The sequence below is a fragment of the Arthrobacter sp. JCM 19049 genome (assembly GCF_001310435.1).
The window spans coordinates 1-14,504 of the sequence record NZ_BAXF01000025.1 but is presented as its reverse complement, the minus strand read 5'-3'; the positions used below and the strand labels follow the sequence as shown (position 1 = coordinate 14,504).

Below are 14,504 nucleotides of genomic sequence, written 5' to 3'. Positions count from 1 at the left end.
GGGACTTCGAGCTGGCCATCGCCGAAGGCGCCACCGTGGTGCGAGTGGGCCAGGGGATCTTCGGCGCCGCCACTACCCGGACCGGCCCGCGCAGTGAGCGGGCTGGAACTGGACCGGCGCCCTGTCAAGCCGTAGTGATCGGATCCCAGCTGCCTACGGCGCGGTGGGAAACAACACCGTGGCCCGGATGATCGAGGCGGCGGGGCACCGCTGCGTGCAGGTGCCCACCGTGGTGCTCAGCAACCTGCCGCACTACCCGAGCCTGGCCGGGGGCCCGGTGCCCGAGACCTGGCTGACCGGGTTCCTTGACGACCTGCTGGCCCGCCAGGTGCTCGATGACACCCAGTACGTGTTCGTCGGCTACCTGGGTGAGGCCCGGCAGGCCGAGATCATCGCCGCCTGGTATCTCCGGGCCCGTGAGCGCTACCCGCAGCTGAAGCTGATCCTGGACCCGGCCATGGGTGATGACGATGTGGGTCTCTACACCCACCAGGACGTTGCCGACGGCTACCGGGAACACCTGCTGCCGATCGCCTGGCTGAGCACTCCGAACCGCTTTGAGCTGGCACTGTTCAGCGGGGAGCCGATCTACGACGAGCAGGACGCGGCGAACGCCTGCCTGGACTTGATGGAGGCCGGCTGCCGCTACGTGGTGCTCACCTCCGCGCCCACCGATGATCCGTCCCTCATCGGGTGCCTGATCGCCCTGGACGAGGAGCATTTCGAGCAGGTAGACACCGCCAGGGTCACCAGCACCGCCAAGGGCGCGGGAGACTGCTTCGCCGGGCTGATGATCGGTGAACTGCTGCGCGGCAGCGAGCTGCTGCCGGCAGTGGAACAGGCGGTGCTGGGAACCTCGAGCGCGCTCTCCGGCAACCATCCGCTGTTCTAGAGGTCGCGCGGGCTGGGGACACTTGTCTCGAGCCCCGCGGCCTTCCGCATGCCCGCACACTCTCGTGCACTGGTATCAGTCTGTGTCAGGCAAGGGAGGTTGGCTCCGATCAGTCCGTGGCGGGCGGTCTGCGGCGGCGGAAACGGGTGCGGAAAAGTTTCCCACATTCGGCGATATCGAAGCCTAAACGTCGGTGCCGGGGATGACACTAGGGATAGGTCCGGCAGCCGTCGCCCGGCACTAGATAGCATGTCCGCCGCAGGCTCGCCCAACACGCCGAAAGGAGGCTCACACAAAGAATTTTTAACGCACATCGAGCCGTCCACCGGCTGTGGACAAGATGGGGTCGACCCCGAGAAATCGCGGTTTAAACCGGGCCTCTTATCCACAAGACGTGTGGACTTGACAATGGCCGAATGACATACTTGTAATACATCATGTTGTGGCTGCTTGCACGGGCCAACACAAGATGTAGTATTGAACCCGATGGCGCGTTAGGCGCCGGAAACACCTCGATAACACGGTTTCGGGGCATTTGAGAGGCGGCCGCGTGACGAACCTTGAAGGGTGTCGCAGAGCCAAAAAGGGACTTTCCAAAGGGGAACAGGGACATGACCGTCACGGTATACACCAAGCCATCCTGCGTGCAGTGCAACGCCACTTATCGAGCCCTGGATAAGAAGGGCATCGTGTACAACAAGGTCGACATCTCCCAGGACGCCGCGGCGCTGGAGCGTGTGCGCAACCTGGGCTACATGCAGGCCCCTGTCGTCATCACCGACAACGACCACTGGTCCGGCTTCCGCCCGGACAAGATCGAGACTCTGGCCCAGGCAAACTAGGCTCAGCCACTCGAAACAACCACGGGTTTTACTCGTCTCAACTAGTAAGCGGAGGCGATCGACTTGCCACCATCAGCGCTGGCCGAGAATCAGCAGTTGGATGAGGCTAGCCACGCCGTGCAGTACACCGACCAGAAGTTGATTTACTTCTCTTCTGCGTCGGAGTACACGCACCGGTTTGTGCAAAAACTGAATATCGGTTCGGCGCGCATCCCCTTGTTTGCGCGCGAACCAGAACTCATTGCCACCAAGCCCTACGTTCTGGTGATTCCCACTTATGGGGGAGAGAACGGAAAACGGGCAGTTCTACCGCAAATTCTGAATTTCTTGAGGAATGAACAGAACCGCCGGCTTCTTCAGGGAGTTATCGGCTCGGGCAACACCAACTTCGGCACCACATATTGTCTGGCGGCTAAACGCGTCGCAGCCAAATGCCAGGTGCCGGTTCTATACACATTTGAATTGATGGGGACATCGGAAGACGTCCACAAAGTCAAAGAAGGGCTTGATACCTTTTGGACACTAAAGTCTCAGAAGCGGACCTGATGAAGGATGCCAAGGAGCTTCCTGCGAACCTGCAGGGACTGAGCTATAACGACCTGAACGCCATGCTGAACCTCTACGGTCCCGATGGCAAGATCCAGTTCGAGGTCGACCGTTACGCGGCGCGCCAGTACTTCCTGGACCACGTCAACAATAACACCGTGTTCTTCCACGACCTGGATGAGAAGCTCGAATACCTGGTGAAGAACGATTACTACGAGCGGGAAACCCTCGATCAGTATTCGATGAACTTCATCCGCGGTCTCTACAAGCGCGCCTACAACCACAAGTTCCGCTTCCAGACCTTCCTGGGCGCTTTCAAGTTCTACACCTCCTACACGCTGAAGACCTTTGACGGCAAGCGTTACCTGGAACGCTACGAAGACCGCGTGTGCATGGTGGCCCTGCACCTGGCCCGCGGGGATGAGCAGCTGGCCGAAAAGCTGGTCGATGAGATCATCTCCGGCCGTTTCCAGCCGGCAACCCCCACCTTCCTGAACGCCGGCAAGGCGCAGCGTGGCGAACTGGTCTCCTGCTTCCTGCTGCGCATCGAAGACAACATGGAGTCCATCGCCCGCGCGGTGAACTCTTCGCTGCAGCTGTCCAAGCGCGGCGGCGGTGTCGCCCTGGCGCTGACCAACCTGCGTGAGTACGGGGCCCCGATCAAGCAGATCGAGAACCAGTCCTCCGGCGTCATTCCAGTCATGAAGCTGCTGGAAGACTCCTTCTCCTACGCCAACCAGCTCGGTGCCCGCCAGGGTGCCGGTGCCGTCTACCTGAACGCGCACCACCCGGACATCCTGCGCTTCCTGGACACCAAGCGCGAGAACGCGGACGAGAAGATCCGCATCAAGACCCTCTCGCTCGGCGTGGTCGTTCCGGACATCACCTTTGAGCTGGCACGCAAGAACGAGGACATGTACCTGTTCAGCCCCTACGACGTGCAGCGCGTCTACGGGGTGCCGTTCAGCGAAATCTCGGTGACCGAGAAGTACTACGAGATGATTGATGACTCGCGCATCAAGAAGACGAAGATCAACGCCCGCGACTTCTTCACCACCATCGCCGAGATCCAGTTCGAATCCGGGTACCCGTACCTGATGTTCGAAGACACCGTGAACCGGGCCAACCCGATCGCCGGACGGATTACCATGTCCAACCTGTGCTCGGAAATCCTGCAGGTCTCCTCGCCGTCGGAATACAACGATGACCTGAGCTACGCCCGTGTCGGCAAGGACATCTCCTGCAACCTGGCTCGATGAACATCGCCAAGGCCATGGACGGCAAGGACTTGGCCGGCTCGGTGGACATCGCCATCCGTGCGCTGACCGCGGTCTCGGACATGTCCGACATCAACTCGGTTCCCTCCATTGCCGACGGCAACTCGCGTTCTCACGCCATCGGCCTGGGACAGATGAACCTGCACGGCTACCTGGCCCGTGAGCACGTGCACTACGGTTCCGAAGAAGGCTTGGACTTCACCAACATCTACTTCTACACCGTGGTGTTCCACGCCCTGAGCGCCTCGAACAAAATCGCGATCGAGCGCGGCGAGACCTTCGACGGCTTCGAGGACTCGAAGTACGCCTCGGGAGAGTTCTTCGACAAGTACACCGACCAGGTGTGGGAGCCGGCTACCGAGCGTGTTCGTGAACTGTTCGCCGACATCCAGATCCCTACCCAGGAAGACTGGAAGAAGCTGAAGGCCTCCATCATGGAGCACGGCATCTACAACCAGAACCTGCAGGCGATCCCGCCGACCGGATCGATCTCCTACATCAATAACTCGACTTCCTCCATCCACCCGGTGGCCTCGAAGATCGAGATCCGCAAGGAAGGCAAGATCGGCCGCGTCTACTACCCGGCGCCGTTCATGAACAACGAGAACCTGGAGTACTACCAGGACGCGTATGAGATCGGCTACGAGAAGATCATCGACACCTACGCCGCTGCCACCCAGCACGTGGACCAGGGCCTGTCGCTGACCCTGTTCTTCAAGGACACGATCACCACCCGCGACATCAACAAGGCCCAGATCTACGCATGGCGCAAGGGCATCAAGACCCTGTACTACATCCGCCTGCGCCAGCTGGCCTTGGAAGGCACCGAGGTCGACAACTGCGTCTCGTGCATGCTCTAACCTGAGCTGGCCCGAATCGCACCGCGAGGGGCACAACAAACGAGGCATCTGAAGACCGCAATGTTTTCAGATGCCTCGTTTGCTTCCAGCCGGTACCGGCGAACCCACAGGTGCCCCCTCCAGCCAGACCGGAATCCGCCTGCGGCGGTAGACTTAAACCACCAAACCACGACTCTTCAACGAGGAACCATGACCGAGAAGATTCAGCTCACCAACAAGGTCGAAGCCATTAACTGGAACCGCATCCAGGACGAGAAGGACGTTGAAGTCTGGAACCGGCTGGTCAACAACTTCTGGTTGCCCGAGAAGGTGCCGCTGTCCAACGACATCCAGTCCTGGGCCACCCTCAACGAAGACGAAAAACTGCTGACCATGCGGGTGTTCACCGGGCTCACCCTGCTGGACACCCTGCAGGGAACCGTCGGCGCGGTCTCACTGATTCCCGATGCGCTGACCCCGCACGAGGAAGCGGTGTACACCAACATCGCCTTCATGGAGTCGGTGCACGCCAAGAGCTACTCCTCGATCTTCTCCACCCTGGCTTCGACCAAGGAAATTGACGAGGCCTTCCGCTGGTCCACGGAGAACCAGAACCTGCAGAAGAAGGCGCAGATCATCGAGAGCTACTACCACGGTGATGACCCGCTCAAGCGCAAGGTCGCTTCGACCCTGCTGGAGTCCTTCCTGTTCTACTCGGGCTTCTACCTGCCGATGCACTGGTCATCGCGTGCAAAGCTGACGAACACCGCGGACTTGATCCGACTCATCATCCGCGATGAAGCCGTGCACGGCTACTACATTGGCTACAAGTACCAGAAGGGCTTGGAACAGCAGACCGAGCAGCGCCGCCAGGAACTGAAGGACTACACCTTCGACCTGCTCTTCGAACTCTACGAAAACGAAGTGCAGTACACCCACGACCTCTACGACCCGGTCGGTCTGAGTGAGGACGTGAAGAAGTTCCTGCACTACAACGCGAACAAGGCGCTGATGAACCTGGGCTACGAGGCTATGTTCCCGGCCACCGTCACCGGTGTATCTCCGGCAATCCTCTCGGCACTGAGCCCGAACGCCGATGAGAACCACGACTTCTTCTCCGGCTCCGGTTCCTCCTATGTGATCGGCAAGGCCGTCAACACCGAGGATGAGGACTGGGACTTCTAGGAGCCAGACAACGAGCCAGCTGATCAGCGGCTAGCTGCACCGGCAACAGGGCCCGAGGCCCCCGAAAATATCGGGAGGTTTCGGGCCTTGCGTGTAGCGACGCCATTGGCTTTCAAAGGAGCGGAGGACGAACCCAGCTTAACGGGCCCGCCAATAGTCCCGCCCCAGGCTGATCTGCACCGTGTAGCCGGACAGGTCAATGGACGGCTGCTTCAACCGCGACCGATGCGCGCGCAAGAACGACAGCGGTGTTCCTGGTTGCGCCGGGGCCGCTAGGATCATCACAGGTACTACTATCGGCCCCGAACCATTAGTGCTGAAATGAGGCTTATGAGCATCACATGGACCGAACAGCAGGTTCAGGCTGTGCGCCGCCGCTCAATCTCGGTCCTCGCGCTGGGGCAGGTTTTGGGCGGTCTTGGTGCCGGAGCCACCCTGACTCTCGGCTCCCTGCTGATCGTGGACGTTGCCGGAACCGACTCCCTGGCGGGCATGGCAGCGACCATGAACACCATCGGGGCTGCTGTGATGGCCATACCCCTGGCCATTCTTGCCCAGCGTCGGGGACGCAGGATTTCATTGGCCACCGGGGCACTGATCGCCATCGTGGGAGTGCTGACCATCCTGGCCGGAACGCTTCTTGCCTGGTGGCCGGTGGTGTTGCTGGGAATGGGAGTGCTGGGAACCGGAAGCGCCCTAAACCTGCAATCCCGGTTCGCCGCCACCGACCTGTCCAGTGACAGGACCGGGGACGGGATCTCTCACTGGTTGTCTGGGCGACGACGATTGGTGCCGTTACCGGGCCGAACTTGTTTGAGCCGGGCGAAGTGATCTCCCGGGCCTGAATCTGCCGCAGTTCACCGGCGGCTTCCTCATCGCCATGGTGGCCAAGGGGTGGGATTGGGGATCTACTGGTTTGGCCTGCGCCCCGACCCGATGCTCGTGGCCCAGCACCGGGAGGGGAACCCGGAACCGGAGCGGTATCGCGAACCAGTGGGTTCTCCATTCTGCGCACCTCCCTGGCCGCCCGGGGAGCAGTCATCACGGTCGCGATGAGCCATGCCCACATGGTTGCGTTGATGTCGATGACCCCGATCCACCTGCAGCACCACGCTCAACGCTGCCCCTGATAGGAGTCACCATTTCAGCCCACGTTGCCGGAATGTACGCGCTCTCCCCAGTCTTCGGCTGGTTGACCGACCGGGTCGGCGCACGCCCCGTCGTGTATGCCGGCCAACTGCTTTTCATTACCGCGAGCATCCTGGTGTGGTTCGGCATGGAGAGCTATGCGCTGATCACCGCGGCTTTGGTCTGCCTGGGCCTGGGATGGAGCGCTTCCACCGTGGCCGGCGCGGCCATGGTAAGCGGGGCGGTTGACATTGCCCATCGTCCGCAGCTGCAGGGCACCTCGGATTTGCTGATGAACCTCAGCGGTGCGGCCGGGGGACTGGTCGCCGGCCCCATCCTCGTGTGGCTCGGTTTCGGCGGCCTGGGGCTCGTGTTGCTGGGCCTGGTCGCGGTGGTGCTGCTGGTTAACATTCCCCTCCATTTCAGCCAGACCCTGAGCTGACCTTCCCCTGGATGGAAGCACCTTTCCGGGCTTCCGCGAGCCGCTTTTCGGTGCGAGAGTTGAAACAGGTTGCGAGGCGAGGGAGTGGTTATGGCAGAAAATCCCGACTGCATCATTGTCGGTGGCGGTCCGGCGGGAATGGTTGCCGGACTCCTGCTGGCGCGTTGCGGGGTGAAGGTCGTCGTTTTGGAGAAGCACGGTGATTTCCTGCGCGACTTCCGGGGGGACACGATTCATCTCGACCCTGGAACTTCTGGATCAGCTGGGTCTGATGGGCGAATTCGAGAAGATTCCCTATTCGAAGGTCTTTGGTGCCAGCATCCCGGATCGCCGGGGGCACGACGTCAGGGTGGTTGACCTTGCCGGGCTGAAGCATCCCTACCATTTATCGCCATGGCGCCGCAGTGGGATTTTTTGAGCCTGTTGGCCCGTGCGGGGGAGCAGGAGGAGAACTTCGAGCTGCGGATGAATTGCGAAGTGACCGACGTGGTGATTGAATCCGGCCAAGTTGTCGGAGTCCAGTACCGCAGCGAGACCGGGGAGGGGCAGCTCAGGGCGCTGCTCACGATCGCCGCGGACGGACGCTGGTCTACCGTGCGCCGTCAAGCGGGACTGTCTTTAAGGGAATACCGAGTACCGGTCGATGTCTGGTGGTTCCGCATCAAGGGGTCAATGCAGGCCGGCAACACGCTGTTGCCGGTGTTCTCGCCCAATCGCGTCTTCGTGCTCATACCCCGGGGAAACTATGTCCAAACGGCGATGCTGCTCAAAAAGGGGGATGACACCAAGCTGCGGCGTCAAGGCATTGAGGAGTTCCGTCGTCAGGTCACTGCGGCCGTTCCAGACCTGGAATCGGCAGTCCAGGACCTGGAACTTGAAGATCTGAAGCTGTTGGAGGTGCTGCTGAACCGGGCCAATAAATGGTGGAGGCGCGGATTATTGTGCATCGGGGATTCAGCTCATGCGATGAGTCCGGTTGGAGGCGTGGGGGTGAACTTGGCAGTGCAGGATGCGGTATGCGCCGCACGGCGGCTTGCTGTTCCGTTGGCAACGGGCAGGATTACCGATCGCGACGTGGCTGCAGTTCAGCGCCGACGAGAACTGCCGACGATGGTGGTGCAGTCGGTTCAGCGTATTCTGCACCGGGGCCTGGTACAGATCCTGGACAGTGACTCCGCGGTCGAATTGCCAAGCGCCATAGGATGGGTGCTGCGCAGAATTCCACAGTTGGCGAGGATTCCGGCGCGTCTGATCGGCGTTGGTCTGTTGCGCGAAAAACCGCCGGAGCCTGCGCTCGTTTCAGGACGACAGCAGACTTAAATGAGTGTGGGAGCCAGGATGAACTCCTGCTCCCACACGGCTCAAGCTTTAGCGAGCCTGAATGTTGGTTGCCTGCAGGCCCTTCGGGCCCTGCTCAACGCTGTACTCTACGGTCTGGCCTTCTTCCAGCGAACGGAATCCGAAGCTCTGGATTGCGCTGTAGTGAGCGAAGACGTCGGCGGAGCGTCAGCCGGAGCGATGAAGCCGAAGCCCTTTTCGGCGTTGAACCATTTCACAGTGCCAGTGGCCATGTTGTTTCCTTACGTGTTTTGGCCACCAACGTGGCCGATGAAACCGTGCCGCGACCGCGACACGAAACTTGGGGATTATCCCTGGACTCGACCCCGGCAGATAGTGCATAGGCACCAACATCGGTAATCGATTGCTGATCTTTGGACGAAGCAATGACCGCAGGGGAGCGCGTTTGAAAGCGAGGTTGCCGAATCTGATCTGGGTTCTGAAGTAGTCTGCCACCACGAAGTGAGAGGGTGCGGGCTGCGCGGAAATACCCTTGTTCAGGGAACTAGCAGGAGGTGGCCCGAAAGACAGTGGTGAAAAAGAGATTAAAGATTCGATTCAATTAAGGGTCCGAACATGTGTGGAACACGTTGGACTGAACTGCTGCTGTACCTGACCCGCGGTGTGCCCCGGGCCGAGTCGCATGTGCTTCGAAGCTGTCGAACAGTCTCGATGCACGGGATAACCATCCAAGCTTAGCAGTAATTGCTTCACAGATGTTATTCCGCAGTCCTCAAGGACCTTTCTTTGCGCGTTGTCAGCAGCGAAACCCCAAGCCAGCGCCTTACGCGACGCAGGCTGTGAAGTGCCTGACTGTAGCTGGAGAAGGGGATCCGCTGGCCTTCGCCCGCTGTTCGTCGCCCGGCGAACAGCGGGTGAGGGTCAACATGCTCAACGTGAGAACTGGCCGCGCTCAATGAGTGCCTTTTCCGCGGCCTCCTGGATGAACGCAAAATTGATTGCGGCGCCCGCACTGACTCCGGCGGCGGCTGAAGCCAGGATCATGGCGCCCAGGTTGGCAACATTGCCTGCGGCATAAACGCCGGGAATATCAGTGGCGCCCATCTGGTCGGTGGCAATGTATTCTCCCATTGGATTCTGGCCAAATGGCCGCCCAGCCTCAAGTAGAGTTCCGCATTTGCGTGCATACTGCTGGCCACCACCGCCGCATCTACGTCAAGAACCATCCCGTTGGACAACGTAATCCCATGCAGCGCGCCATCATCGTGGACGTCCAATGCCTGGACCGCCGAATCGACGACCTCAATGCCCAAGGCTTCCAGCGTGTCCGCTGATCTTCAGCGAGTGTCGAGGGATCATGATTCAAGTAAGTGACGTGCTTGCTGAGCTGGGAGAAGAGCTGGGCCTGATGTGAGCTCATCACGCTGACACCCAGTATCGCGATCCGTTGTCCGCGCACTTCCCAGCCATGGCAGTACGGGCAATGCAGTACGCTCCTTCCCCAGCCCTGCCTAAGGCCTGGGATTTTTGGCAGAGTGTCCCGTAGCCCGGTGGCAAGACGATGCGGCGGGCGCCAAAGTGTTCGGACTCGGTGCGTACCGTAAATCCCTGGTTCAGGGATCCTTCCAGGCCCGTGACCGCTAAGCCGCTCAGTTTCACTCCATAATTGATCGCTTGGTCTCGCGCCAGCTGCAGCATCTGCTGCGGTGAAGTGCCGTCGTGTCCGAGGATGTTGTGTGCTGCTGCCGATGTTGCATTGCGCGGTTCACCGGCGTCACAGACGAGCACCGAGCGTAGTGAGCGGGCCAGGTTGAAGCGGCGGCCAAGCCGGCGGCTCCGCCGCCGATCACCACTACATCGAAATGTTCCATGGTTTGATCCGTTCTGTAGGTGGGGGAGCGGGACAATGCCACGCTACCCATTTTTTGCCCTCATCGGATATAGTTTTGCCTATGACGCAAGAAATGGATGTGGATTCTGTCGTCAGGCTTCGGATTCGGGGACTCCGCAAAGCCAAGGGGTGGTCCCTGGAGTCCTTGGCGACCCGGGCACAAATGAGCGTCTCGACCCTCAGCCGCCTGGAGACCGGCAATCGCCGCATGGCCCTTGATCAGTTGGTGCCGCTTGCCCAGGCCCTGGACACCACCCTTGATGAATTGGTGGCGCCCCCGGCGGAGCAGGACGCGCTCATTCGCCCCGAACCGGTCAGTGTTCCGGGCCTGACAACCTGGCGCTTGTCCGAACCCGACGGCCTGCACGGGTCCATGGTCGTCAAGATGCGCATCGACCCGCGAGAAGGCGGCAGTGAACCTGAACCACGCGTTCACCCGGGCAAGGACTGGTTCACGGTGCTGCGCGGCGAAGTGAAGCTGCGACTCGGCGAGCGCGTTTACCACGTCAAGGCGGGACAGGCCGCCCAGTTCGACACGATGACGCCGCATTCGCTTTGGGCGGTGAGCGGGGTGGCCGAGCTGCTGAGCATTCTTGACACCACTGGGCAGCAAATTCACTGCTCACATGGTGATGCCTAGCGCCGAAGCCGGTTCGGGTAGGGTGAGTTGCAGCACGTATCGGAACATTTCAATGAGGTAATGCGATGACTCATCAGGTCGGCGAAGAGCTCGAACAAATCCTGGCTACCGGTGACTTCTACTATGAACCGCTGGGGGAGGGGCGATACCGCTCCACGATTCATGCCCAGGGCGCCTGGAATGAACATGAGCAGCATATGGCCCCGGCCACCGGTGTGCTGGTGCATGAAATGCTGAACTTCCAGCCCCGGGATGACATGCGACTGGCCCGGGTGAGCCTGGAGATCCACGGCCTGATCCACGCCGGTGAGTTCGAAATCAATACCCGCATGATTCGTCCTGGACGCACGATTGAGCTGATTGAAGCCGAGATGGTGACCAACGGGCGGACCAGCATCGTTGCCCGGGCCTGGCGCCTGGCTACCGGGGATTCCTCGGCAGTGGCCGGGAGCGAGGACGCGCGGGTGCCCGGCCCGCAGGAGTGCGAGCCCTACGACGCGGTATCCCAGTGCCTGGCGGCTACATTCGTGGAGTTGAAATGCGTGCGGCGGCCGGGCACCGGCCGGGCAAGGGCATCGTCTGGCTGCGCAATCCGTTCAGCCTGGTGGACGGGGTCAGCTCCCCGGACATGGTGCGGCTGCTGGGAATGGTGGACACCGCCAACGGTGTGGCGCCACGATCCGAACCCGGCCCGAACAGCTGGATGTTCCCGAACGTGGACCTGCAGATCCACATGTACCGTGAACCGGTGGGCCAGTGGCTGGGGCTGCAGGCTCAGCAGAGCTACGGCGCCGACGGGATTGGGCTGACCTCCGCGGTCCTGCATGACGAGCAGGGCCTTTCGGGCACAGCGAACAGATCCTCACGGTTCGCCCGCTTTAGCTGCGTGAGGGGTCCTGCGCCAGGTCGGCTAGCAGCTGCTTGATCGTGGGCTTGGGCAGCAGGGTGAATCCCTGGGCCCGGTAGGCCTCACGGTTGGCGCTGTGGGAGCGGTAAAGGGCGTAGCCGCGCTTGATGAGGAAACCCACCGGTTTTCGACGTTCGGAGACGTCGCGGACGAAGCGGCGCAGGGCGGTGACCAGGGCCGGCTCATCTACGTAGTAGGCCTGTACGTTTACCCCCATCTCCCGCAGCGGCTGCAGTAGTTCAGCCAGGAAGATCCCCTCGGCAACAATTGGTCCGGCCCCGGTGATCCGCAGGTACCCGCTGTAGCTGGAGGTGGCGATCGAATAGTCCGGCACGTTCGTTGACCCGGTTTCCAGCAGCTCGCCGATCGCTCCAGTGCCGCTGCGCGGTTCCAGGTTCCCGGATGGTCCCAGTCGATTTCGCCGTACTGGGTGCGGGGGAAGATTTCCGGTTGGCCGTCTTCGCTGATCTGGCGGTAGAAGGAATCCAGGGGCAGGTGCGGCCTGCCGTAGCGGGAAGCCAGATAGGACTTGCCCGAGCCGGAGCTCCGCCAATAAGTATCACCGGGGTTGTTGAAAGAGGCACGCTGACCATTATCGCGCAGAACCGTACCGACCGGTAAACGATGCGGTCCTGGTCGGGGCATTCCTTGTCACCTCCGGATCGGTGGTACGGGCTGGCAGTAGAATCGACATCATGGGTTTAGCTAGCGAAGGTCAGCCGGCACGGCTGCGTGTGCTCATCGAGGAACCGAGCGGGGATCCGGCTGCGGACCTGGAGCGCGGGGTGCAGCTGCTGCGTGAGGTGCGCGCCGGTCAGATGCCCGCACTGCTGCGCATCTACCGCCCCGATCGACCCTGGCCTTCGGGCAGCGTGATGTCCGGCTCGAGGGCTATCAGGCGGCCGTGGAAGCGGCGCAACGTCATGGGTTCACGCCCGTGGTGCGCCAGGCCGGTGGGCGGGCGGCGGCCTACCACCGCGGCACACTGATTGTGGATCACATTGAGGCCGAAGCCGAGGCAATGATGGGACACCAGGCCCGGTTCACCGATTTCGGGGAACTGTATGCCAGGGCGCTGCAGCGGCTGGGAGTCCAGGCGCGAATGGGGGAACTGGCTGGCGAATACTGTGCCGGAGAGCACTCCGTGCACGGGGTGCCCGGCCCAGGCGCACGAGTCGACGCCCCGGTGAAACTCATCGGAACGGCCCAACGGGTGGTGGCCGGGGCGTGGCTTTTTTCATCGGTCTTCGTCATCAGCGAATCGGCTCCCATCCGTGACGTGCTCGACGAGGTCTACCAGCGGATGCAGATCCCATGGATCCATCGACCATTGGGGCGGCTGATGACCTGGTTCCCGGGCTCAGCGTCGAGGACTTTACCCGAGCTCTACTAAAGGAGTACTCCACCAGATACCAGTTGGACCAGGTGGGGGAGAAGACACTTAGTTAGCAACGCCGACCCGGGGTCAGCCAGCTACGGTCGGATAGCGCAATGCCCAGCAGGCCGCGGTGCGGGCTGCTGGGCATTGCGCTAAGTTCTCTGATCAATCACCGACGCCGTTAGGCGCGTTCCAGGACCTCTTCGATGCGCGGATTGGTGGCTGCGCTGCGTCGGAGAACACCAGTGTCGGCACGGTCTGGTTGCCGCCATTGAAGGACTCGACGATCTGGGCGGTTCCTTCCACCTCTTCGATGTTCACCTCGGTGTACTTCACACCCTTCTGGTCCATCATGCGCTTGAGGTTGCGGCAGTAACCGCACCAGCTGGTGGTGAACATGGTTACCGACGGACTCCGGGATGTACTGGTCATAATTTACTGGGTTGCTCATACCTCATTGAACCATTTTGCTGGCAGACTTGTTCCCATGTGCGGAAGATACGTCATGGCCAAGGCCATCGGGGATCTGGTGGCCGAAGCGGAAGCCGAAGCGGATGCGAACCTGGAATTGCGCCAGTCCTGGAATGTTGCGCCGACCACCGATGTGCCGATCGTCCTGGAGCGGCTGATCGACGGGCAGTTGCATCGCCAAGTCCACGTGGCCCGGTGGGGCCTGGTTCCCGGCTGGGCCAAGGACCTGTCGGTCGGGGTGCGGGCCTTCAACGCCCGCAGCGAGACCGCCGAAAGCAAACCGACCTTTCGGGCCGCGGTGAAGAAACGCCGGGCCGCGGTGCCCGTGGAAGGCTACTACGAGTGGAAGAAGGAGCCCGGGGGCAAGAAACGTCCGTACTTCGTGCACACCGGGGACGGAAGCCTGATCTTCTTTGCCGGCCTGTACGAGTGGTGGAAGGACGAGGACGGCAGCTGGATCCTGTCCACCTCCATCCTCACCATGGAATCGCCCCAGGAATCGGAGCCCGGGGTGCTGGGGGAACTGGCTGGCCTGCACGACCGCCTGCCGATTCCCATGGACAAGGACATGATGGCCCGGTGGCTGGCCCCATGGACGAGGACGGGGCGGGGCTGATTGAGCAGCTGCGTGAGCAGGCCTTCGACGTTGCCTCCCAGTGGGCCATGCATGAGGTGGACTCCGCCGTGGGCAACGTCCGCAACAACTCACCGGAACTGGTCGAACCCCATACCTCCCAGCTGTTCTACCCATTCCGGCCCGGCCGGCG

General features: G+C 61.3%; 11 protein-coding genes and 7 pseudogenes. 14 read left to right on the top strand and 4 right to left on the bottom strand.

Annotated features, from left to right (window positions below):
- From JCM19049_RS18165 to JCM19049_RS02675, 9 genes and pseudogenes are all read left to right on the top strand, one after another.
- Positions 1 to 191: pseudogene (locus tag JCM19049_RS18165) on the top strand (hypothetical protein); the annotation flags it as partial.
- On the top strand, positions 164 to 892 hold the full coding sequence (locus JCM19049_RS02705; RefSeq protein ID WP_054820724.1) for a PfkB family carbohydrate kinase: 729 nt from the start codon (positions 164 to 166) through the stop codon (positions 890 to 892). The pseudogene JCM19049_RS18165 and the gene JCM19049_RS02705, both read left to right, overlap by 28 nt.
- A 611-nt stretch (positions 893 to 1,503) precedes the next feature.
- Positions 1,504 to 1,734 carry a glutaredoxin-like protein NrdH gene (gene nrdH, locus JCM19049_RS02700; RefSeq protein ID WP_054820723.1) on the top strand — a complete coding sequence of 77 codons (231 nt, stop codon included), beginning with the start codon at positions 1,504 to 1,506 and terminating at the stop codon, positions 1,732 to 1,734.
- A 96-nt stretch (positions 1,735 to 1,830) separates the two neighbouring features.
- Positions 1,831 to 2,280, top strand: a complete 450-nt coding sequence (gene nrdI, locus JCM19049_RS02695) for a class Ib ribonucleoside-diphosphate reductase assembly flavoprotein NrdI (RefSeq protein ID WP_246049467.1) — start codon at positions 1,831 to 1,833, stop codon at positions 2,278 to 2,280.
- Positions 2,280 to 4,417, top strand: a pseudogene (nrdE, locus tag JCM19049_RS02690) (class 1b ribonucleoside-diphosphate reductase subunit alpha). The gene nrdI and the pseudogene nrdE overlap by 1 nt, the downstream one beginning before the upstream one ends.
- A gap of 189 nt (positions 4,418 to 4,606) precedes the next feature.
- Positions 4,607 to 5,581 carry a class 1b ribonucleoside-diphosphate reductase subunit beta gene (gene nrdF / locus JCM19049_RS02685; RefSeq protein ID WP_054820721.1) on the top strand — a complete coding sequence of 325 codons (975 nt, stop codon included), beginning with the start codon at positions 4,607 to 4,609 and terminating at the stop codon, positions 5,579 to 5,581.
- A gap of 330 nt (positions 5,582 to 5,911) precedes the next feature.
- Positions 5,912 to 6,412 carry a hypothetical protein gene (locus JCM19049_RS18160; RefSeq protein WP_279402315.1) on the top strand — a complete coding sequence of 167 codons (501 nt, stop codon included), beginning with the start codon at positions 5,912 to 5,914 and terminating at the stop codon, positions 6,410 to 6,412.
- A gap of 331 nt (positions 6,413 to 6,743) precedes the next feature.
- Positions 6,744 to 7,151 (top strand): MFS transporter, encoded by a 408-nt coding sequence (locus JCM19049_RS18155; protein WP_279402314.1) that lies wholly within the window; start codon positions 6,744 to 6,746, stop codon positions 7,149 to 7,151.
- A 90-nt stretch (positions 7,152 to 7,241) separates the two neighbouring features.
- Positions 7,242 to 8,471, top strand: a pseudogene (locus JCM19049_RS02675) (FAD-dependent oxidoreductase).
- Positions 8,472 to 8,519: 48 nt separating this feature from the next.
- Here JCM19049_RS02675 and JCM19049_RS18150 read toward each other — a convergent pair.
- Positions 8,520 to 8,722, bottom strand: a pseudogene (locus JCM19049_RS18150) (cold-shock protein).
- Between the two features lie 658 nt (positions 8,723 to 9,380).
- The gene (locus JCM19049_RS02670) at positions 9,381 to 9,581 is read right to left on the bottom strand and encodes a hypothetical protein (protein ID WP_054820720.1); all 201 of its coding nucleotides are present in this window, start codon (positions 9,579 to 9,581) and stop codon (positions 9,381 to 9,383) included.
- 821 nt (positions 9,582 to 10,402) lie between these two features.
- Here JCM19049_RS02670 and JCM19049_RS02665 point away from each other — a divergent pair.
- Positions 10,403 to 10,981 carry an XRE family transcriptional regulator gene (locus JCM19049_RS02665; RefSeq protein WP_054820719.1) on the top strand — a complete coding sequence of 193 codons (579 nt, stop codon included), beginning with the start codon at positions 10,403 to 10,405 and terminating at the stop codon, positions 10,979 to 10,981.
- A 65-nt stretch (positions 10,982 to 11,046) separates the two neighbouring features.
- Positions 11,047 to 11,863: pseudogene (locus JCM19049_RS23085) on the top strand (thioesterase family protein).
- Here JCM19049_RS23085 and JCM19049_RS18135 read toward each other — a convergent pair.
- Entirely contained in the window at positions 11,860 to 12,222 is a 363-nt protein-coding gene (locus JCM19049_RS18135) for a hypothetical protein (protein ID WP_279402312.1), read from the bottom strand. The pseudogene JCM19049_RS23085 and the gene JCM19049_RS18135 overlap by 4 nt on opposite strands.
- Before the next feature lie 361 nt (positions 12,223 to 12,583).
- On the opposite strand from JCM19049_RS18135, the gene JCM19049_RS02650 reads away from it, so the two are divergent.
- Both JCM19049_RS02650 and JCM19049_RS02645 read left to right on the top strand, forming a co-directional pair.
- Positions 12,584 to 12,877 carry a hypothetical protein gene (locus tag JCM19049_RS02650; RefSeq protein ID WP_279402311.1) on the top strand — a complete coding sequence of 98 codons (294 nt, stop codon included), beginning with the start codon at positions 12,584 to 12,586 and terminating at the stop codon, positions 12,875 to 12,877.
- A complete protein-coding gene (locus JCM19049_RS02645; RefSeq protein WP_374700216.1) occupies positions 12,793 to 13,281 on the top strand; it encodes a hypothetical protein in 489 nt (162 codons plus the stop codon). The genes JCM19049_RS02650 and JCM19049_RS02645 overlap by 85 nt, the downstream gene beginning before the upstream one ends.
- 166 nt (positions 13,282 to 13,447) lie before the next feature.
- Here JCM19049_RS02645 and JCM19049_RS02640 read toward each other — a convergent pair.
- Positions 13,448 to 13,698 (bottom strand): annotated as a pseudogene (locus JCM19049_RS02640) (glutaredoxin domain-containing protein).
- A gap of 55 nt (positions 13,699 to 13,753) precedes the next feature.
- Between JCM19049_RS02640 and JCM19049_RS02635 the strand changes: the two are divergent.
- Positions 13,754 to 14,504 (top strand): annotated as a pseudogene (locus tag JCM19049_RS02635) (SOS response-associated peptidase); the annotation flags it as partial.

What these genes read in the sequence shown, in the direction of transcription:
- JCM19049_RS02665 (WP_054820719.1), top strand. Translation starts at nt 10,403, where the DNA reads ATGACGCAAGAAATGGATGTGGATTCTGTCGTCAGGCTTCGGATTCGG.
- JCM19049_RS18155 (WP_279402314.1), top strand. Translation starts at nt 6,744, where the DNA reads ATGTACGCGCTCTCCCCAGTCTTCGGCTGGTTGACCGACCGGGTCGGC.
- JCM19049_RS18160 (WP_279402315.1), top strand. Translation starts at nt 5,912, where the DNA reads ATGAGCATCACATGGACCGAACAGCAGGTTCAGGCTGTGCGCCGCCGC.
- JCM19049_RS02670 (WP_054820720.1), bottom strand. Translation starts at nt 9,581, where the DNA reads ATGGGAGAATACATTGCCACCGACCAGATGGGCGCCACTGATATTCCC.
- nrdH (WP_054820723.1), top strand. Translation starts at nt 1,504, where the DNA reads ATGACCGTCACGGTATACACCAAGCCATCCTGCGTGCAGTGCAACGCC.
- JCM19049_RS02650 (WP_279402311.1), top strand. Translation starts at nt 12,584, where the DNA reads ATGGGTTTAGCTAGCGAAGGTCAGCCGGCACGGCTGCGTGTGCTCATC.
- nrdF (WP_054820721.1), top strand. Translation starts at nt 4,607, where the DNA reads ATGACCGAGAAGATTCAGCTCACCAACAAGGTCGAAGCCATTAACTGG.